The following is an 18,682-nucleotide window of genomic DNA, read 5'->3' as shown; positions in this document are numbered from 1 at the left end:
TCACCTGCGTGGATGCCGGAGAGGCGCGGTGTGCGGGGTGGGTGGTCGGGCGGCCGATGTGGGGCTGCTCCGCGTCCCGCGACACGCCTGGAAATGCGGCTCCGCTCGGTTCGTCCCACTTCCCTCCACCCGGTTGACCTGGGCAAACATTGTTCCTCTAGGCAAAACGGGGTCGAATGCGGCAAACTGTGGAGGCAAGTGGAGTACAGTGGGAGCCATCGGAGCCCCCAGGGGATCCGAAGGGGGTGAGGCACCGTGTTCCTCGGTACGCATGCGCAGCGTCTTGATGACAAGGGCCGCCTCATCCTTCCCGCGAAGTTCCGTGAGGAGCTGGCGAACGGCCTGGTGCTGACCCGTGGGCAGGAGCGCTGCCTGACGGTCTTCTCCACCAGGGAGTTCGAGAGCGTCCACGAGCAGATGCGAGCGGCGCCCATGACGAGCAAGAGCGCAAGGGACTACCTGCGCGTGTTCCTCTCAGGGGCGTCTGCGGAGCAGCCCGACAAGCAGAGCCGGGTCACCGTTCCGCAGGCCCTGCGGCAGTACGCAGGGCTGGACCGCGATGTGGCCGTCATCGGCATGGGGAACCGTGCTGAGATCTGGGACGCCCCCACCTGGGAGCAGTACCTGGCGGAGACGGAGCAGGGCTTCGCGGATCGCTCGGACGAGGTGATCCCCGGGGTCATCTGACGAATACGCGCTGGATCGAGATCCTCGCCCGCCTGTGGTTTCGGGGCACTTCCCCGGTTCCGAAGCCCACAGGTCCTGACGCACTTCCCCGGCGGCAGGGCGCGGGCGGTCGGGGTTCTGGACCCAGCGCACCCGGTGGGAGGCGGCACAGGAACCTCCCACGACGATCAGGCAGACCGACGGACCCGCAGGCAGGAGCGCGTGACATGGAGCGATTCGCCCACACCCCGGTGCTGCTGGAGCGCTGCGTCGAGCTGGTCGGGGTCGGAGTCGCCGCTGCGCGCGAAGCCGGCATCGCCCCCGTGGTCGTGGACGGCACGCTCGGCATGGGCGGTCACGCCGCAGGGATCCTCGAGGCCTTCCCGGATGTCCGCGTCATCGGCCTGGACCGGGACACCGACGCACTCGACCGGGCGCGAACCCGCCTGTCCGCGTTCGGCGACCGCCTCACTCCGGTCCACGCGGTCGACGACGAGCTCGAGGAGGTCCTCGACGACCTCGGCATCGACCGGATCAGCTCCCTCCTGCTCGACCTGGGCGTCTCCTCCCTGCAGCTGGACGAGGACGAGCGCGGGTTCTCCTACTCGCGGCCCGCTCCGCTGGACATGCGGATGGACCAGAGCAGGGGACTGACGGCTGCCGACGTCCTCAACACCTACTCCGAGGCCGACCTCGCGCGCATCATCCGCGAGTACGGCGAGGAGCGGCAGGCGCGACGCGTCGCGCGCGCCGTCGTGGCGGACCGCGAGAAGCGGCCCTGGGAGACCTCCGACCAGCTCGCCGGCCTCCTCGAGCGCGTCGTGGGCGACGGTCCGGCCAAGCGGAAGCGGTCCCATCCCGCGAAGCGAACGTTCCAGGCGCTGCGGATCGAGGTCAACCGCGAGCTCGATTCGCTGTCGAGCGCGCTTCCCGCGGCACTGGGGCGGCTCCACATCGGCGGGACGGCGGTCATCGAGTCCTACCAGTCGCTCGAGGACGTGATCGTGAAGCGCATCTTCACGAACGGCACCCGCGATCAGGCACCTCCCGACCTGCCGGTCGTCCCCGACTACCTCAAGGCATGGCTGACCCCCCTCACCCGCGGAGCGGAGTCCGCGACATCGGAGGAGATCGAGAGCAATCCGCGGTCGGCGAGCGTGCGGCTGCGTGCAGTACAGAAGATCGGAGAGGCACGATGAGCGTTCCACTGCGCACGACCCACGCGCGCCCTGCCGTCGCACCACCGGCGCGCACGCGACGTCCCGCGCCCGCGACCCTGCCGCAGCGCACGGTGCGGCGGCTGCGGCTCGTCCTCCCGGAGCCCGCGCGCCCGTCGTTCCCGACCGCCGTCTGGGTGGTCCTCATCATCCTCGTGGGCGTGATCGCGATCCTGCTGGCGAACATCGCCGTCTCGCACACCACGTTCCGCGTGCAGTCGCTCACGGAGGAGCAGTCGGCGCTGCACGACGACCGCGACCGCCTCGTCGAGGACATCTCCTACCGCGAGAGCCCGCAGAACATCGCCGCGCACGCGGAGGAGCAGGGCATGAAGCGCGACATCGACCCGGCCTACATCGATCTGTCGACGGGGAAGGTCCTCACTCCCGAAGAGATCGGAGGTGCGGACCCCGCCGTGGAATCCCCTGAGAGGATCCCGGGTCCGCGTGCCGATGCGCGGAATGACTTCCGCCCCAACCTACGATCCGATGAGCGGCTGCCCGTGGTGGGCGGTGACGGCAGCGAGTTCAACGCGCCCGCACAGGAGCCGCCGCAGGGATGACCGGAGACTGACGCACGAACAGAAGGGGATGAGACGCGATGGCCCACGCGCCCGGGCGCAGGAAGCGCTGGCGGATCGCCCCCACCGGGAGGATCCGCCTCGTCGGCGTCTCATTCCTCGCGATCCTCGGAATCGTGCTGTGGAACCTCGTCGCCATCCAGGGGGTCGATCAGCAGCAGGCCGCTGCCAAGGCCCTCGAGGGGCGCCTCGTCGAAGTGACCCTGCCGGCGCACCGTGGCGCCATCCAGGCCGCCGACGGCACTCTGCTCGCCGACAACGCGGCACGATTCCGGCTGGTCGTCGACCAGCAGAACGTCGCCGAGTACTCGGACGACGAGGGGGAGCTGCTGGGCGCGTGGGGCGCATCCCAGGAACTCGCGGGAGTCCTCGACACGGAACCCGGCCTGCTGCACCCCAAGCTCGACGGGGACCGGCGCTGGAACGTCGTCGCCACAGGTCTCACGAGCGAAGTCCGCGATGAGATCAAGGAGCTCGAGATCCCCGGGCTGACGTTCGAGGAGTACGCGATCCGCTCGTACCCGTCCGGCGCTGTCGGGGGCAACCTCGTGGGCTTCGTCGGATCCGACGGGCAGCCCCTGGCCGGCCTCGAGTACGGCTACGACGACATCCTCGCGGGTGAGGACGGGAAGCAGCAGTACGAGCGCGGACTGCTCGGCGAGCGCATCCCCCTGGGGGATACGAGTCATACGCCCGCCGTCGACGGCACCGGCATCCGGCTGACGATCGACCCGACGATCCAGCACTACGCACAGGAGGCCGCGGCGCAGGCGGCAGAGGAGCACGAGGCGGAATGGGCCTCGGTCGTCATGATGGACGTGCAGACGGGCAAGATCCTGGCCGCGTCGGAGGCGCCCAGCGTCGACCCGAACGCCCCCGGCTCCGTCGACGCAGAGGATCGCGGCTCGCGCATCTTCACAGCCGGGTTCGAGCCCGGATCGACCGCGAAGATGATCACGGTCGCGGGGCTGCTTGAGGAGGGCCTCCTCACCCCGACCGACGAGTTCGTCGTCCCCGACGAGTGGACCGCACCGAACGACGAGGAGTTCCGCGACTCGTCGTCGCACCCGGACCAGAAGCTCACGCTCGCAGGCATCCTCGCGCAGTCGTCGAACACCGGCACGATCCTCGCGGGCAACGAGCTCTCCACCGACCAGCGCTACGACTACCTGTCCCGGTTCGGGTTCGGCGAGACCTCCGACATCGGGTTTCCCGGGGAGACGGGCGGTGTCCTCCACCCCGCGGACGAATGGGACGGACGCACGAAGTACACCGTCATGTTCGGCCAGGGCATGACTGCGAACGCCGTGCAGACGACGGCCGCGTTCGCCGCGATCGCGAACGGGGGAGTGCTGCCGGACTCCCAGCTCGTCGACGGGACGGTCGACCCCTCGGGACGCTTCACCCCCGCCGAGGTCGGGAAGGGGACACGAGTCGTGTCCGAGGACACATCCGCTCAGGTCCTGGACATGCTCGAGCACGTCGTCGTCAGCGGCACGGCTGGGAACGCGGACGTGCCCGGCTACCGGGTGGGCGGCAAGACCGGCACGGCGCAGGCGCCGGCGGCAGAGGGCGGTGGGTACGACGGGTACACTGCTTCCTTCGTGGGCGTCGCCCCCGTCGACAACCCGCGCATCGCCGTCTCCGTCACACTGCAGCGGCCCCGCGAGGGATACTACGGTGGGCAGTCCGCAGCGCCCGTGTTCTCCGATGTCACCGGATTCGCCCTCAGGCACCTCCGCGTGCCCCTGTCGACTGGCGAGCCGTCCGACACCCCGATGGAATGGAAATGATGCGACTCTCCGATCTGCACCTTCCGCTCACCACCCGCATCGTGGGTGACGCGACTCGTGTCGTCGACGGAGTCTCGCAGGATTCCCGCAGTGCGGCACCGGGCGATCTGTGGGCGGCGCTGCCGGGTGCACGCGTGCACGGAGCCTCCTTCGCCGCAGAGGTCCTGGGCCGTGGGATCACCGCGGTCCTCACCGATGCGGCCGGCCTGGAGATGCTGCGCAGCTCGCTCGACGACCTCGACGGGATCACCGTCGTCGTGGTCGACTCCCCGCGGGCCGTGCTCGGCGGCATCTCCGCTCAGGTCTTCGGCACCGACGCGTCGTCGCTGACCCTGTACGGATTGACCGGGACGAACGGGAAGACCACGACCGCCTTCATCCTCGATGCCCTCCTCACCCGGCTCGGCTTGACGACGGGCCTCATCGGCACCGTGGCGACGACGATCGCGGGCAGGGTCGAGTCGAGCGTGCGCACGACGCCCGAGGCGCCGGATCTCCACCGCCTCTTCGCCCGGATGCGCGACGCCGGAGTGGATGTCTGCTCGATGGAGGTCTCGTCCCACGCGCTCGCGCAGCATCGTGCGGACGGCGCGGTGTTCACCGTGTCGGGCTTCACGAACCTCAGCCAGGACCACCTCGACTTCCACCCGACGATGGAGGACTACTTCGCCGCGAAGGCCGCGCTCTTCACCCCGGAGCACTCCAGGCGCGGCGTGATCGTCGTCGAGGACGAGTGGGGATCGCGCATGGCGCGCTCCGCCACGATCCCGGTGGCGACGATCGCCTCCGACCCCGGGCTCGCTCCCGATCACCTGCTGGTGCGGGAGGACGACCCGGAGCGCTTCACGCTGCATCTGGCAGGCGGAGACCGCATTCGTGCGGCCTCGCCCCTCCCCGGTGACTTCAACCGCACCAACACGGCTCTGGCGCTCGCGATGCTCCACGCGGACGGCGTGCCCGCGGAGCGGCTCGAGGCCGCGGCCCACGGTCTGGAGGTCGTGGTCCCCGGGCGCATGGAGCGCGTGCACGACGCCGCGCCGCTGGCCGTCGTCGACTACTCGCACACGCCGGACGCCCTCGACAAGGTGCTCGGCGGGCTCTCCGATTCCGGAGCGCCGCTGGTCGTCGTCGTGGGCGCCGGGGGCGACCGCGACACGACGAAGCGGCCCGCGATGGGAGCGGTCGCCGCGCGGCGTGCGGATGTGGTGATCATCACTGACGACAACCCGAGGACCGAGGACCCCTCCGCCATCCGGGCGGCACTGCTGGACGGTGCCCGCGCAGCGATCTCAGACGGCAGCGCACGGGTGCGGCCCGAACTGCTCCTCGAGCTGACACCGCGCGGGGAGGCGATCGCTCGTGCCGTGGAGTACGCAGGCGATGCGGGCGCGCTCCTCGTCGCGGGCAAGGGGCACGAGACCGGCCAGGAGATCGCCGGCGACGTGCACCCATTCGACGATAGGGAGCGGACACGCGAAGCCGTGGCCTCACGGGCCACCCGTGCCGCAACCGGTAGAGTTCAGGATTGATATGAAGCCTTTCTCAGCACAGGATCTGGCCGATGCGACGAGCGGAGAGCTCCACGGCATCGCGCCGGATACGCAGCTTTCAGCGGGAGTCGTGACCGACTCCCGCGATGTCGCTGCCGGCGATGTCTACGTCGCTCGTCGCGGTGAGCACGCAGACGGCCTCGACTTCGCACCCGCGGCGATAGACGCCGGCGCCGCACTCATCGTGGCGGAGGCGGTTCCGTCAGTCGACGGTGAGCACCTCCCCACGCTCCTGGTCCAGGATGCGACGGAGGCGCTCGGTCACATCGCGCGGCACAACGTCGAGACGCTGCGCGCCGACGGCGACCTCACCGTCGTCGCGATCACCGGGTCGGCGGGGAAGACCACGGTCAAGGACCTGGTCGGGGACCTCCTGTCAGCGGCAGGGGAGACCGTCTGGCCGCCCAAGTCCTTCAACAACGAGGTGGGTGTTCCGCTCACTGCTCTGCAGGCCGGCGAATCCACACGGTTCCTCGTGCTCGAGATGGGCGCGCGGTCGATCGGGAACCTCACGTACCTCACGTCGATCGTGACTCCTGACATCGCGGTCGAGCTCATGGTCGGCACGGCGCACTCCGGCGTCTTCGGATCGATCGAGAACACTGCCCGGGCGAAGGCCGAACTGGTCGAATCCCTCCGTGCCGGCGGGACGGCAGTGCTCAATGCGGATGACCCGCGGGTGAGGACGATGGCCGACCTCCTGGCGGACGACGTCGACGTGATCTGGTTCTCCGCGTCCGGCCGGGACAGCGTGGAGGGGTCCGACGCCCCCGTGGTGTCCGCGTCCGACACGGTGACCGGCGCATCCGGGCGTCCCACCTTCACCCTCACCGTCCCGGGCGGAGAGCCGACCTCCGTCGAGCTCGCCCTGCTCGGTGAGCACCACGTCTCCAACGCGCTCGCTGCGGCGGCCGTCGCGCACAGCTGCGGACTCTCGCAGCGCGCGATCGTCACCACCCTGCGGACGTCCGGCGCCGCCAGCCGCTGGCGCATGGAGCTCATCGATTCGCCGCAGGGGATCACCGTCCTCAACGACGCGTTCAACGCGAATCCGGACTCGATGCGCTCGGCGCTCAAGACCCTCGCGGCCATGGGGCGGGGCGACGGCGACAATCCTGCACGGCGCACCGTCGCGGTGATCGGCGAGATGCTCGAACTGGGCGAGGAGTCCCGGGCGGCTCACGCAGACATCGGCGAACTGGTCGTTCGACTCAACATCGATCGCACGATCGCCGTGGGGGACGGGGCCCGTCCCGTGTTCCAGGCGGCGGAGCTCGAAGGCTCGTGGGGCAACGAGGCGGTCTGGGTCCCCTCCCTTGCGGACGCCCGCGAACTGCTGCGCACCGAACTGCAGTCGGGGGACATCGTCCTGTTCAAATCCTCCAATGACGCGGGACTGCGCTTCCTCGGTGACGAGATCGCGGGGGTGACGGTCACACCATGATCGCCGTCATCCTCGCCGCGGTCTTCGCGCTGGTGCTGGCACTCGTCGGCACGCCCGCCTTCATCGGCGTGCTCGTCAAGCGCGGCTACGGCCAGTTCATCCGCGACGATGGGCCCAAGTCGCACGCGACCAAGCGCGGTACGCCCACCATGGGCGGCGTCGTCATCATCGGGTCCGCGGTGCTCGCCTACTTCCTGGGCCACCTGCTCACGGGCTCGCTCCCCACGGTGTCCGGCCTCCTCGTCCTCTGGCTGGCGGTGGGGATGGGCACGGTCGGCTTCCTCGACGACTACATCAAGGTCTCGAAGCAGCGCAGCCTGGGTCTGCGTCCCCTCGGGAAGATCCTCGGCCAGGGCTTCGTCGGCGTCTCCTTCGCCGTCATGGCGCTGCTCTTCCCCAACGAGCACGGCATCACACCGGCATCCACGGCGATCTCGTTCGTCCGGGACCTGCCGATCGACCTCGCGTTCGCCGGTGCCGCCGTCGGCTTCATCCTCTTCATCCTCTGGGCGAACCTGATCGTCACCGCTGTGTCGAACGCCGTGAACCTCACCGACGGCCTGGACGGCCTCGCCTCCGGCGCCGCAGTCGTGGTGTTCACCGGGTACGTCCTCATCAACCTGTGGCAGTCCACCCAGAACTGCGTGCTGCAGACGACGGCCGCCGTCGGCTGCTACGAGGTCCGCGACCCGCGGGATCTCGCGATGGTGGGCGCTGCGATGACCGCGGCGTGCCTCGGCTTCCTCTGGTGGAACACGTCCCCGGCGAAGATCTTCATGGGCGACACCGGCTCGCTGGCGATCGGCGGCGCCCTCGCCGGCATCGCGATCCTGTCGCGCACGGAGCTCCTCCTCATCGTGATGGGCGGTCTGTTCGTCCTCATCACGCTGTCCGTGATCATCCAGGTCGCGTCCTTCAAGACCACCGGCAAGCGCGTCTTCCGCATGGCTCCGCTCCAGCACCACTTCGAGCTCAAGGGCTGGGCGGAGGTCACGATCGTCGTCCGCTTCTGGATCATCGCCATCCTGTTCGTGATCGGCGGCGTCGCGCTCTTCTACGCGGAATGGCTGTCGCACTTTGAGTGACCGCACCGGCACCTCCGAAGCGGCCCCCGCGCCTACTCTGGGCGGGGACGTTCCCGCATACCCCCACGCGGACAGGATCCCCACCGCCCTGCAGGGCCCGTCGTCATCGCTCGCGGACCTCCGCGTGCTCGTGACCGGGCTGGGAGTGAGCGGCTTCCCCATCGCAGTCCACCTGGCTGAGCGCGGCGCGCGCGTCACGGTCATCGACGGGGACACGGCTCGTGACGAGTCGGAGCGTATCCGCATCCTCGAGGTCTTCGACGCGGATGTGCGCCGTGGCCCCGAGCATGTGGCATCGCTGCCGGAGCCCGCTGACGGCGGTGCCTTCGACCTCGTCGTGACCTCACCCGGCTGGCGTCCCGATTCCCCCGTCCTGCGCGAGGCGACGGCCGCCGGCATCCCCGTGATCGGCGAGGTGGAGCTCGCCTGGCGGGTCCGCGGTGCGAACTCGGCCCCCTGGCTGGTCGTGACGGGGACGAACGGCAAGACGACCACGACGACGATGCTCGCCTCGATGCTCGAGGCCGCCGGGCTCCGCACCCGCGCGTGCGGCAATATCGGCGACCCCCTGCTCGAGGCCGTCCTGGACCCGGAGCTCGACGTGCTCGCGATCGAGCTGTCCAGCTTCCAACTGCACTGGCAGTTCTCGATGGGCGCGCATGCCGCTGCGGTCCTCAACATCGCCGATGACCACCTCGACTGGCACGGCGGTCCTGACGCGTATCGGGCGGACAAGGGGCGGGCGTACGAGAACGTCGTGCGCGCATGCGTCTTCAACGTCGACGATCCCGTCACCCGCTCGCTCGTGGAATCGGCCGATGTGGTCGAGGGAGCGCGTGCGATCGGCTTCACGCTCGGCATGCCCGCGCCCGGTGAGCTGGGACTCGTGGAGGACGTGCTCGTGGATCGCGCGTACATCCCCCAGCGGCAGTCGTCGGCAGCCGAACTCGGTTCGCTCGCCGACGTCGCTGCGGCGGTCGGCACCGATGCGCCCGGCCCCCACCACATCGCCGATGCGCTCGCAGCGGCTGCACTGGCCCGGTCCGTCGACGTCCCGACCGGAGCCGTGCGCGACGGGCTGCGGTCTCACACACCGGGCGACCACCGGTCCCGACTCGTGGGAGAGGCCGACGGAGTCCGGTGGATCGACGATTCGAAGGCCACGAACCCGCACGCGGCGGCAGCGGCGCTGGCCGCCTGCGATTCGGTCGTGTGGATCGCGGGGGGTCTGCTCAAGGGAGCGAGTGTCGACGAGCTGGTGGCCGATGCAGCGCACCGTCTGCGTGCAGCGGTCCTCATCGGTGAGGACCGCGGATCACTCCGCGAGGCACTCGCGGCACACGCTCCGGACGTCCCCGTCGCCGAGGTGGTGGTCGACTCCGCAGACGACCGCACGGACTCGCTGCGGGGAGCCGCCGTCGCGGCGCGCGCCGTCGAGCTCGCGGGCGAGCATGCCCGGGCGGGCGATGCGGTCCTGCTCGCGCCCGCAGCGGCCAGCATGGACCAGTTCCGCGACTACCGCTCACGGGGCGAGGCGTTCTCCGCAGCGGTTCGCGCGCGCCTCGACGAAACTCCGACCCCGGTCGACGGATGAGTCGGGGAGCGGTCGTGGGAGAGCGGACGACTGCCGACGGGGCCGGGGCCGGCCCCGCTGACCCGCCGGCGAGGCTCGGGCCCGTCGCGGGGCTCCGGCATGCCCTGTCGCTGCCGGCGACGAGCTTCGTGCTCGTACTGGTCAGCGTGGTGGCACTCACCGGCTTCGGGCTCATCATGGTCCTGTCCGCGTCGTCGATCACCGCCTACGACGGCGGTGAGGGCAGCTCGTTCGGCATCGTCGCGCGCCAAGCCGTGTTCGCCGTCGTCGGCCTCGTGATGATGCTGGTCCTCTCGCGGTTCGGCCCCCGGTGGTGGCGACCGCTCGCATGGGTCGCCTTCGCGCTCGCGCTGCTGCTCCAGGCGGCCACGCTGACGCCCCTGGGCGTGGAGGTGAACGGCTCCCGCAGCTGGATCGGAGTGGGCGGGGGCATGCGTCTCCAACCGGCCGAGTTCGTGAAGGTCGCCTTCGCGCTCTGGCTTGGCGCCGTGCTCGGCCATGAGGGCGTCCGCACGCACGTCCTGCGGACGTGGGGCACCGCGGTCGGCGGTCTCGCCGCCGCCGGCGGCCTCATCATGCTCGGGCAGGACCTGGGCACTGCGATCATCGTCTTCCTCCTCTTCATGGGCGCTCTCTTCGTCTCCGACCTCCCGATCGCCGCGTCGTTCGGCACCGCGGCGGCCGGCGCGGGGGCCGTCGCCGTCTTCGTCCTCTCCAGCCCCAACCGACTCCGGCGCGTCACGGCGGCACTGGGAGGCCGGGAGGATGCGTCGGAGGCGGACATGCTGGGGACCCACTGGCAGTCCGCGCACGGCGAGTACGCACTCGCGTCCGGCGGGGTCTTCGGCGTGGGGCTCGGCGCCAGTCGCGAGAAGTGGTCGTGGCTGCCGGAAGCGCACAACGACTTCATCTTCGCGATCATCGGGGAGGAGCTCGGACTCGTCGGCACCCTGCTCGTGGTGGGCCTCTTCGTGATGCTCGGCTGTGGCCTCCTGCGAGTGAGCCTGCGCGCTAAGGACCCGCTCATGCGCATCACCTCGATGGCCGTGTTCATGTGGGTCATCGGACAGGCGGCGGTGAACATCTCCGTCGTCATCCAGCTGCTGCCCGTGATCGGTGTGCCGCTGCCGTACGTGTCGTACGGCGGGTCCGCCCTCGTCGCGAATCTCATCGCTGCGGGGCTGATCCTCGCATTCGCCCGTCAGGAGCCCGGCGCGGCGGACGCTCTCGCGTGGCGCCGCGGACGCAGACGCCCCCTGCCCATCCTCGCCCGTCGATCCGGAGGTCGCTCATGAGCCTGTCCGTCCTGCTGGCCGGCGGTGGCACCGCCGGCCATGTCTCCCCACTCCTCGCGATCGCGGACGACCTGAGGTTCCAGGACCCCGACGCGTCCATCATCGTGCTGGGCACCGAGGAGGGGCTGGAATCCCGCCTCGTCCCGGACGCCGGGTACGAGCTCGTCACCATCCCCAAGGTGCCGATGCCGCGTCGTCCCAACGCCGATGCACTGCGCTTCCCCGGCCGGTTCCGCGGAGCGGTCAGGTCCGTCGTCGACCTGCTGCGGGAGCGCGACGTGGACGTGGTGCTGGGCGTCGGCGGCTACGTGTCGACCCCGGCCTACCTCGCCGCACGACGGACCGGGACTCCGATCGTGGTCCACGAGGCGAACGCCCGTCCGGGCATGGCCAACAGGGTCGGAGCCCGGCTCACCCGCTCGGACCTCGTGGGGTACGCGTTCCCGGGGACTCCCCTGAAGGGGCGTCACGTCGGCATGCCGATGCGCGCGCAGATCGAGGCGGTCGATTACGACGAGCCGGCACAGCGCCGATCCGCACGGCGGTCCCTGGGTCTCGACGAGAAGATGCCGACGCTCGTCGTCACCGGCGGGTCGCTGGGTGCGCAGGCCATCAATGACGCGATGGCGGGTTCGCTCACCGCGATCGGATCGGCCGGCGTGCAGGTCCTGCACATCACCGGCGCCGGCAAGGGGGAGGCCCTGCGCGAGGCGACCGCAGATCTGGCCCACTACCATGTGCGCGACTACGTCGACGGGATGGAGAACGCGTACCTCGCGGCCGATCTCCTCGTCTGTCGGGCCGGTGCGGGGACCGTGGCGGAGGTCTCCGTCGTGTGGGTGCCCGCCGTGTTCGTCCCGCTGGCAGTCGGCAACGGCGAGCAGCAGCTCAATGCGGCGACCCACGTGGGTGCCGGCGCAGCGGTCATGGTCGACAACGCGGACTTCAGCGCCGACTACGTCGTCGAGACCGTTCTGCCGCTGGTGACGGATGCCGAACGGCTCGGGGCCATGCGGGAGGCTGCGCGGCGTGAGGGATTCCCCGGCACCGCGGCGAGGACGATGACGCAGATGATCCACGACGCGGCGGGTGCGCATCATCCCGAGCGCGAGTACGGTCCTGATCGCTGGACGAAGCACGAGCGGTTCTACCGCTCTGGTGAGGAGAACGCATGACGACTTCGACGGGGATCGTCCCCGCGGCCGACCTGGGCCGTGTCCATTTCATCGGGATCGGCGGCGCGGGCATGTCGGGCATCGCCCGGGTCATGCTGGCCCGCGGCATCGCAGTGTCCGGCAGCGACGCGCGCGATTCCGACGTGGTCACGGGGCTCCGCGCGCTGGGTGCGGTCGTGACGATCGGCCACGCGGGAGACACAGTCGATGACGTGGACACCGTCGTCGTCTCCTCGGCCATCCGCGACGACAACCCGGAGCTCGTGCGCGCACGCGGGCTGGGCCTGCGGGTGATCCACCGGTCAGCGGCGCTGGGCTCCCTCATGACCGACAGGCGGACCGTCGCGGTCGCGGGCACGCACGGCAAGACGACGACCACGTCGATGACGACGGTGGCGCTGCAGGCCTGCGCGGCGGACCCCTCGTTCGTGATCGGCGGGGTCCTCACCGCGACGGGGGCGAATGCGCACGAGGGGACCGGAGACGTCTTCGTCGCGGAGGCGGACGAATCGGACGGCTCGTTCCTGCTGTATGAGCCGACCGTCGGCATCGTCACCAACGTCGAGGCCGACCACCTCGACCACTACGGCACTGCGGACGCGGTCACGGAGGCCTTCCGCGCGTTCGCCCGACGCACTGCTGAGACCGGCGGCACCCTGGTGGCGTGCCTCGACGACCCTGGCGCCGCTGGGATCGGGGCCTACGCAGCCTCGCAGGGGTGTGACGTGATCGGCTACGGGCGCGGTCCGTTCGAGGACCTGAGGGCCGTCGGAGTGCGGGTCGCAGCGATCATTCCGGGCAGCACGCAGGGACAGGATCAGGACTTCACGATCACGATCGATGGGCGATCCATCCCCGTGGAGCTCCATCAGCCGGGGGAGTACAACGCGCTGAACGCGACGGCCGCGGTGTGCACCGCACTGGCGCTGGGGTACGCCCCGCAGGAGGCGGCGCAGGGCCTCGCCGGCTATCACGGCACCCGTCGCCGGTTCGAGTACCGGGGCCAGGGGTCAGGAGTCCGGGTCTTCGATGACTACGCACACCACCCGACGGAGATCACTGCGCTGCTCACGGCGGCCAGGGACGTCGTCGACCCCGGGGGCCGGGTCCACGTCGTGTTCCAGCCGCACCTCTTCTCCCGCACGCAGAACTTCCGCCGTGAGTTCGGCATCGCGCTGGGCATCGCAGACGAGGCGATCGTCCTCGACGTCTTCCCTGCTCGTGAGGATCCCGTGCCGGGCGTGACGGGTGCGATCGTCGCCGACGAGGTGCCGCACGGCGGCGCAGTGTTCCTCCCCGCGTTCACGCAGGTCGTCCCGCATCTGCTCGAGCGCGTGCGACCGGGGGACATCGTCCTGACGGTCGGTGCCGGCGACGTCACGGTGCTGGGTCCGGAGATCGTCGAGGCGCTCGGAGGCGCATGAGCACCGCTGTCGACCTCGGTGCGATCCGCACCGCACGTCGCCGCACCGTGCTGCTGCGGTGGACCATCGCGATCGCGTCGGTCCTCGTGCTGGCGGGGATCGCGGCCGTCGCCTGGTTCTCCCCGCTGCTGGCGATCGAGTCCGTCACTGCGGAGGGCGGGGGCATCGTCGACGCTGAGGCCGTGCGCGCCGACGTCCAGGAGAGCACGGTCGGCACGCCCCTGCCCCAGGTCCGCACGGGCGGCCTGGCGGAGCAGCTGGAGGCAGAGCACACGGCCGCCGCTGACATCGAGGTGTCGTATGCGGGCCCCCGCAGCCTGCACATCGTCGTCACCGACCGGGTGCCCGTCGTGGCAGTGGCGGACGGCGCCCAGGCCGTCCGGTACGACGCGGACGGGGCGGCGATCGACACAGTCCCCGCCGACGCCGCGGATGTGCCGACCCTCACGGTCGCGTCGCAGGCGGACGCCGCTGCGGCCGCGCGAGACGGGGCGCGCCTGCTCACGGACATCGGAGGTAGACTCCCCGGTGAGGCGAAGACGCTCGCCGTCGGCGCCACCGGCACCTTCACTCTGCGGCTCGCCACGGAGGACGGCGACGCGGAGGTCGTCTTCGGCACGGCAGAGGACGCTGAGCGGAAGGCGCAGGTCGCCTCCGTGCTGCTGGACGAAGGGCACGACACGATCGACGTCTCCGTCCCGGACGTCCCGAAGGTCGGCTGAGGCAAACCCACCGCCGACACTCCGCGTGGCGTCGTTGCACTCGGAGCACGGGGGCAATAGCGTCGACCACAGATTGCATTACGCCCATTCCCCAGGGTCGAAAGAGGAAACCGACGTGGCTGAATTCCAGAGCGCAGGAGCAGACATCAAGGTCGCCGGCTGCGGCGGCGGCGGTGTCAATGCCGTCCAGCGGATGATCGACGTGGGTCTGCGCGGCGTCGAATTCATCGCCATCAACACCGACGCGCAGGCGCTGCTGCTGTCCGAAGCCGATCTCAAGCTCGAGATCGGCCGCGAGCTGACCCGTGGACTGGGTGCGGGAGCGGACCCGGAGGTCGGCCGCAAGGCGGCCGAGGACTCGGAGGACGCGATCCGTGAGGCACTCGACGGAGCGGACATGGTGTTCGTCACCGCAGGGGAGGGCGGCGGCACCGGTACCGGCGCGGCCCCCGTCGTCGCACGGATTGCCCGGTCGCTGGGCGCGCTGACGATCGGCATCGTCACCCGCCCCTTCACGTTCGAGGGACGGCGTCGCTCCGCTCAGGCGGAAGCGGGGATCAGGACCCTCCGCGAAGAGGTCGACACCCTCATCGTCATCCCGAACGACCGGCTGCTGTCGATCTCCGACCGCAACGTGTCGCTGCTGGAGGCCTTCAACTCCGCAGACGAAGTGCTGCGGTCCGGGGTGCAGGGCATCACGGACGTCATCGCGGTGCCGGGCATCATCAACCTCGACTTCGCGGACGTGAAGTCCGTCATGCAGAATGCCGGCACCGCGCTCATGGGCATCGGCTCCGCCACCGGTGAGGACCGATCCGTCCAGGCCGCTGAGGCCGCGATCGCCTCACCACTGCTGGAGGCGAGCATCGAGGGTGCGCACGGCGTGCTGTTCTACGTGCAGGGCGGGTCCGACCTCGGGATCTTCGAGGTCAACGAAGCCGCACGACTCGTGCAGGAGGCGGCGCACCCCGAAGCGAACATCATCTTCGGTGCGGTGATCGACGACAACATCGGCGATGAGTGCCGCATCACGGTCATCGCCGCCGGCTTCGACACTCCTGCCTCGGAGACCGCGGACGTGCGTTCGCTCGGGCGTGCGGACGAGCGACCCGCAGTCGCGGAGGCGGCATACGAAGAGCCCATCGCAGCGGAGGAGGCTGCTCAGCCGATCCGCGAGGAGGCGCCCCAGGCGCAGCGCCCGGCACAGGAGCGGAATCAGGATCTCCCCCGTTCGCTGCCGGACGAGGCTCCGACGCGATTCGACAATTCCGACCTCGACATCCCGGATTTCCTCAAGTGAGATGAGTGGGAGGCGCAGTGCTGCTGAGCCGAGTGGATCTGGCAGGCGCGGCCGGCCGCGTCCGCATGGCATTCACTGATCGCAACGGCGGCTACGGCCACGGGGCGTTCGGTTCGTTCAATCTCGCGCTGCACGTGGGCGACGACCCGTCTATCGTGACGGCGAACCGCAGCCTGCTCGGCCAGGCGCTGGGGATCGACCGGATCTCGTTCGTGCAGCAGGTGCACGGCACCGCGGTGCACGCCGTGACGGCGGAATCCGCCGCCTCGCTCGGACCGGTCGGCGCCGCGGCGTCCGTGCCGGTCGAGGCGGACGCGCAGGTGACCGACGCTTTCGATGTGGGGCTCGCGATCCTGGTGGCGGACTGCACACCGGTGCTCCTCGCAGATCCGGACGCCGGGGTCATCGCCGCCGTGCACGCGGGCCGTCGCGGAATGGTCGATGGAGTCGTGGCGGCCACCCTCAAGCGCATGCGCGCACGAGGGGCGGAATCCATCTCCGCGGCGATCGGGCCGTCGATCGGTCCCCGCCGCTACGAGGTCCCGGCGACCATGCGCGATGACGTGTCCGCCGCAGAGCCGGTGACCGCGTCAGTCACCCGCCAGGGCACTCCGGCACTGGATGTGGCGGCAGGGGTGGCCGAGCAGCTCGTGCGGGAAGGCGTGTCGATCCGCGACTGGTCCCCGCACTGCACGTTCGAGTCGAACGACCTGTTCTCCTACCGGCGGGACGGGACGACCGGTCGATTCGCCGGTGTCGTGTGGATGTCGTCCGCCGATGGAGCGACACGCCCCTCCGCCTGACCCGTCGGTGTCTCACGCTCCGGTAGTTTCATGGGAGGGGATCACAAGGCTCCGCGCGAGCACAGCCGAAGGAGACGATATGTCCGCAATGCGCAAGGTCGCCAGTTACCTCGGCTTCGTCGAGGACGAGGACGACCCGCGCCTGTCCGAGGGCGCGAACCGAGACAGGTATGAGGAGTTCCACGACGAGGGCGATTCGGGCGCTCACCTGATCGCGCACGATCAGTACGATGCGGCTCCCGTCATCGAGGAGCCGGCAGCGACGGTGTCGCCCATCCGCTCATCGGTGCGACCGGTGGAGTCCGCGGCCCCGGGGTCGCTGCACACGATCCGCACGATCCACCCCCGCAGCTACAACGATGCGAAGGCCATCGGCCAGGCCTTCCGTGACGGCGTGCCGGTGATCATGGACCTCTCCGCGATGGACGAGGCGAACTCCAAGAGGCTCGTCGACTTCTCCGCCGGTCTGATCTTCGGCCTGCACGGCTCCATCGAGAAGGTGACGGGCAGCGTCTTCCTCCTCAGCCCGGAGCGCATCACCGTGACGACGGAGACGGAAGACCGCCCCGACGAGCAGGCGAGCTTCTTCAACCAGAGCTGAACCAGCGGTACTGAGCACCGCGGATGAAAGAATTCCCAGGATGGCGGACTACAGTCGGTAGTCCGCCATCTGTGCACGTTCGGACGTGCAGCGGTGGACGAGGTGCCCTCGCCGACGATTGAAAGTGACACTGTGCTCAGCACCATCCTCACCCTCGCAGGTACCCTGCTCAACCTCTACGTATTCGTGCTGCTGGCTCGTGTGGTGATCGACCTCATACAGGTCTTCGCCCGCGATTGGCGGCCATCGGGCTTCCTGCTCGTCCTGTGCGAGTTCGTCTATACGCTGACTGATCCGCCCGTGCGCTTCGTGCGCCGGTTCATCCCGCCCCTGCGCTTGGGAGGCGTGGCGCTGGACCTGGGCTTCATCATCGTGTTCATCGGTGTGCAGTTCATCGCGAGCTGGTTCTACTACCTCGCCGCAGTCGTCGCCTGAGCACACCAGTCGTCATGGACCGCGGTCTTCGGCGCGTCTGCGCAAGACACAGCCATACCGATGCGGTATCGTGACAAACAGCTCGGCTGTCACCAGTCGAAGTGCCACATTGTTGTCGAGAAGAGGTTGGCCTCATGGCGCTTACGCCAGAAGACGTAGTGAACAAGCGGTTCCAGCATGTCAAGTTCCGCGATGGGTACGACCAGGACGAAGTCGACGACTTCCTCGACGAGGTCGTCGTCGAGCTGCGCCGTCTCTACCAGGAGAACGACGAGCTGAAGCAGAAGCTCTCTGCGGCAGAGTCCCGCGTCGGCGAAGCCGCCTCGGGCGCTCCCGCAGCACCGCAGGCCTCGGAGGACCCGCAGGCGACGCAGGCCATGCCCGCGGCGGTTCCGGCAGAGTCGGCAGAGGCTCCCGCGTGGGGAGAGGCTCCGGCAGAGCCGGTCGCACCGGTCGTCGCTCCGCAGGAGCCCCAGCCGGCAGTCGAGGAAGCGCCTGCGGTCCCGGCCCAGGCTCCGACCGACGCCGCCCAGGCACCGACCGCCTCCGCGCAGTCGACGGATTCCGCAGCGCTGGCCGCCGCGCCGTCCGGTGCGGACTCGCACGGCCTCATCGCACTCGCTCAGCGAGTCCACGACGAGCACGTGTCCGAGGGTGAGCGCAAGCGCGATGAGCTGATCGCGGAAGCAGAGACTCGCGCGACGTCCATCGTGGGCGACGCGGAGAAGAAGCGCGACGACACGCTCACCAACCTCGAGACGCAGAAGTCGGATCTGCAGCGGGAGATCGACACTCTGCAGAACTTCGAGCGCCAGTACCGCACTCGTCTCAAGAGCTACCTCACGGATCAGCTCCGCGACCTGGAGAACTCCGGCTCGCTGGCTCCGGAGACGCTCGGAGACGGCGCAGCACGCCGCTCCATCTGACGCGAGCGGAGGCGACACCGCCCTCCCTCCGCACCCACCCGTGGGGGTCCCGGCCGAACTGGCCGGGACCC

General features: G+C 69.8%; 17 protein-coding genes. All 17 read left to right on the top strand.

Translation table 11 applies throughout. The features are described from left to right. Nucleotides 1-255 precede the first annotated feature (255 nt). The 17 genes from mraZ (at nt 256) to FM105_RS07525 (ending at nt 18,611) form a co-directional block, all read left to right on the top strand. Complete coding sequence (mraZ, locus tag FM105_RS07605) at nt 256-687, top strand: division/cell wall cluster transcriptional repressor MraZ (RefSeq protein WP_087006934.1); 432 nt, start codon at nt 256-258, stop codon at nt 685-687. 206 nt (nt 688-893) lie between these two features. After that, a complete protein-coding gene (rsmH, locus tag FM105_RS07600; protein ID WP_087006932.1) occupies nt 894-1,865 on the top strand; it encodes a 16S rRNA (cytosine(1402)-N(4))-methyltransferase RsmH in 972 nt (323 codons plus the stop codon). Then, nucleotides 1,862-2,446, top strand: coding sequence for a hypothetical protein (locus FM105_RS07595; RefSeq protein ID WP_087006930.1), 585 nt, complete (start codon nt 1,862-1,864; stop codon nt 2,444-2,446). The genes rsmH and FM105_RS07595 overlap by 4 nt, the downstream gene beginning before the upstream one ends. A 38-nt stretch (nt 2,447-2,484) precedes the next feature. Further along, nucleotides 2,485-4,257 carry a peptidoglycan D,D-transpeptidase FtsI family protein gene (locus tag FM105_RS07590; RefSeq protein WP_087006928.1) on the top strand — a complete coding sequence of 591 codons (1,773 nt, stop codon included), beginning with the start codon at nt 2,485-2,487 and terminating at the stop codon, nt 4,255-4,257. Beyond that, nucleotides 4,254-5,786 carry a UDP-N-acetylmuramoyl-L-alanyl-D-glutamate--2,6-diaminopimelate ligase gene (locus FM105_RS07585; RefSeq protein WP_087006926.1) on the top strand — a complete coding sequence of 511 codons (1,533 nt, stop codon included), beginning with the start codon at nt 4,254-4,256 and terminating at the stop codon, nt 5,784-5,786. Before FM105_RS07590 ends, FM105_RS07585 begins: the two co-directional genes overlap by 4 nt. A gap of 1 nt (nt 5,787) precedes the next feature. Beyond that, nucleotides 5,788-7,251, top strand: a complete 1,464-nt coding sequence (locus FM105_RS07580; RefSeq protein ID WP_087006924.1) for a UDP-N-acetylmuramoyl-tripeptide--D-alanyl-D-alanine ligase — start codon at nt 5,788-5,790, stop codon at nt 7,249-7,251. Further along, nucleotides 7,248-8,336: a phospho-N-acetylmuramoyl-pentapeptide-transferase gene (gene mraY, locus FM105_RS07575; RefSeq protein WP_087006923.1), complete on the top strand. Its 1,089-nt coding sequence runs from the start codon at nt 7,248-7,250 to the stop codon at nt 8,334-8,336. The genes FM105_RS07580 and mraY overlap by 4 nt, the downstream gene beginning before the upstream one ends. 37 nt (nt 8,337-8,373) lie before the next feature. Continuing rightward, complete coding sequence (gene murD, locus FM105_RS07570; RefSeq protein WP_087007052.1) at nt 8,374-9,930, top strand: UDP-N-acetylmuramoyl-L-alanine--D-glutamate ligase; 1,557 nt, start codon at nt 8,374-8,376, stop codon at nt 9,928-9,930. Between the two features lie 14 nt (nt 9,931-9,944). Beyond that, nucleotides 9,945-11,225: an FtsW/RodA/SpoVE family cell cycle protein gene (locus FM105_RS07565; RefSeq protein WP_256970292.1), complete on the top strand. Its 1,281-nt coding sequence runs from the start codon at nt 9,945-9,947 to the stop codon at nt 11,223-11,225. Next, nucleotides 11,222-12,400 (top strand): UDP-N-acetylglucosamine--N-acetylmuramyl-(pentapeptide) pyrophosphoryl-undecaprenol N-acetylglucosamine transferase, encoded by a 1,179-nt coding sequence (locus tag FM105_RS07560; RefSeq protein WP_087006919.1) that lies wholly within the window; start codon nt 11,222-11,224, stop codon nt 12,398-12,400. Before FM105_RS07565 ends, FM105_RS07560 begins: the two co-directional genes overlap by 4 nt. Continuing rightward, nucleotides 12,397-13,824, top strand: coding sequence for a UDP-N-acetylmuramate--L-alanine ligase (gene murC / locus FM105_RS07555; RefSeq protein ID WP_087006917.1), 1,428 nt, complete (start codon nt 12,397-12,399; stop codon nt 13,822-13,824). The genes FM105_RS07560 and murC overlap by 4 nt, the downstream gene beginning before the upstream one ends. Then, a complete protein-coding gene (locus tag FM105_RS07550; protein ID WP_087006915.1) occupies nt 13,821-14,546 on the top strand; it encodes a cell division protein FtsQ/DivIB in 726 nt (241 codons plus the stop codon). Before murC ends, FM105_RS07550 begins: the two co-directional genes overlap by 4 nt. A 115-nt stretch (nt 14,547-14,661) precedes the next feature. Continuing rightward, a complete protein-coding gene (gene ftsZ / locus FM105_RS07545) occupies nt 14,662-15,846 on the top strand; it encodes a cell division protein FtsZ (protein WP_087006913.1) in 1,185 nt (394 codons plus the stop codon). A gap of 17 nt (nt 15,847-15,863) precedes the next feature. Further along, nucleotides 15,864-16,649, top strand: a complete 786-nt coding sequence (pgeF, locus tag FM105_RS07540; protein ID WP_256970291.1) for a peptidoglycan editing factor PgeF — start codon at nt 15,864-15,866, stop codon at nt 16,647-16,649. Between the two features lie 79 nt (nt 16,650-16,728). After that, entirely contained in the window at nt 16,729-17,250 is a 522-nt protein-coding gene (locus FM105_RS07535) for a cell division protein SepF (protein ID WP_087006911.1), read from the top strand. A gap of 132 nt (nt 17,251-17,382) precedes the next feature. Beyond that, entirely contained in the window at nt 17,383-17,685 is a 303-nt protein-coding gene (locus FM105_RS07530; protein ID WP_087006909.1) for a YggT family protein, read from the top strand. 134 nt (nt 17,686-17,819) lie between these two features. After that, entirely contained in the window at nt 17,820-18,611 is a 792-nt protein-coding gene (locus FM105_RS07525) for a DivIVA domain-containing protein (RefSeq protein WP_087006907.1), read from the top strand. The last annotated feature ends 71 nt before the right edge of the window (nt 18,612-18,682 follow it).

The sequence above is a fragment of the Brevibacterium yomogidense genome (genome assembly GCF_900163715.1).
Lineage (GTDB): Bacteria > Actinomycetota > Actinomycetes > Actinomycetales > Brevibacteriaceae > Brevibacterium > Brevibacterium yomogidense_A.
This window is presented reverse-complemented; position numbering and strand designations above follow the sequence as displayed.

What these genes read in the sequence shown, in the direction of transcription:
- FM105_RS07590 (WP_087006928.1), top strand. Translation starts at nt 2,485, where the DNA reads ATGGCCCACGCGCCCGGGCGCAGGAAGCGCTGGCGGATCGCCCCCACC.
- FM105_RS07535 (WP_087006911.1), top strand. Translation starts at nt 16,729, where the DNA reads ATGTCCGCAATGCGCAAGGTCGCCAGTTACCTCGGCTTCGTCGAGGAC.
- FM105_RS07550 (WP_087006915.1), top strand. Translation starts at nt 13,821, where the DNA reads ATGAGCACCGCTGTCGACCTCGGTGCGATCCGCACCGCACGTCGCCGC.
- FM105_RS07560 (WP_087006919.1), top strand. Translation starts at nt 11,222, where the DNA reads ATGAGCCTGTCCGTCCTGCTGGCCGGCGGTGGCACCGCCGGCCATGTC.
- FM105_RS07580 (WP_087006924.1), top strand. Translation starts at nt 5,788, where the DNA reads ATGAAGCCTTTCTCAGCACAGGATCTGGCCGATGCGACGAGCGGAGAG.
- FM105_RS07585 (WP_087006926.1), top strand. Translation starts at nt 4,254, where the DNA reads ATGATGCGACTCTCCGATCTGCACCTTCCGCTCACCACCCGCATCGTG.
- FM105_RS07595 (WP_087006930.1), top strand. Translation starts at nt 1,862, where the DNA reads ATGAGCGTTCCACTGCGCACGACCCACGCGCGCCCTGCCGTCGCACCA.
- FM105_RS07525 (WP_087006907.1), top strand. Translation starts at nt 17,820, where the DNA reads ATGGCGCTTACGCCAGAAGACGTAGTGAACAAGCGGTTCCAGCATGTC.
- murC (WP_087006917.1), top strand. Translation starts at nt 12,397, where the DNA reads ATGACGACTTCGACGGGGATCGTCCCCGCGGCCGACCTGGGCCGTGTC.
- rsmH (WP_087006932.1), top strand. Translation starts at nt 894, where the DNA reads ATGGAGCGATTCGCCCACACCCCGGTGCTGCTGGAGCGCTGCGTCGAG.
- mraY (WP_087006923.1), top strand. Translation starts at nt 7,248, where the DNA reads ATGATCGCCGTCATCCTCGCCGCGGTCTTCGCGCTGGTGCTGGCACTC.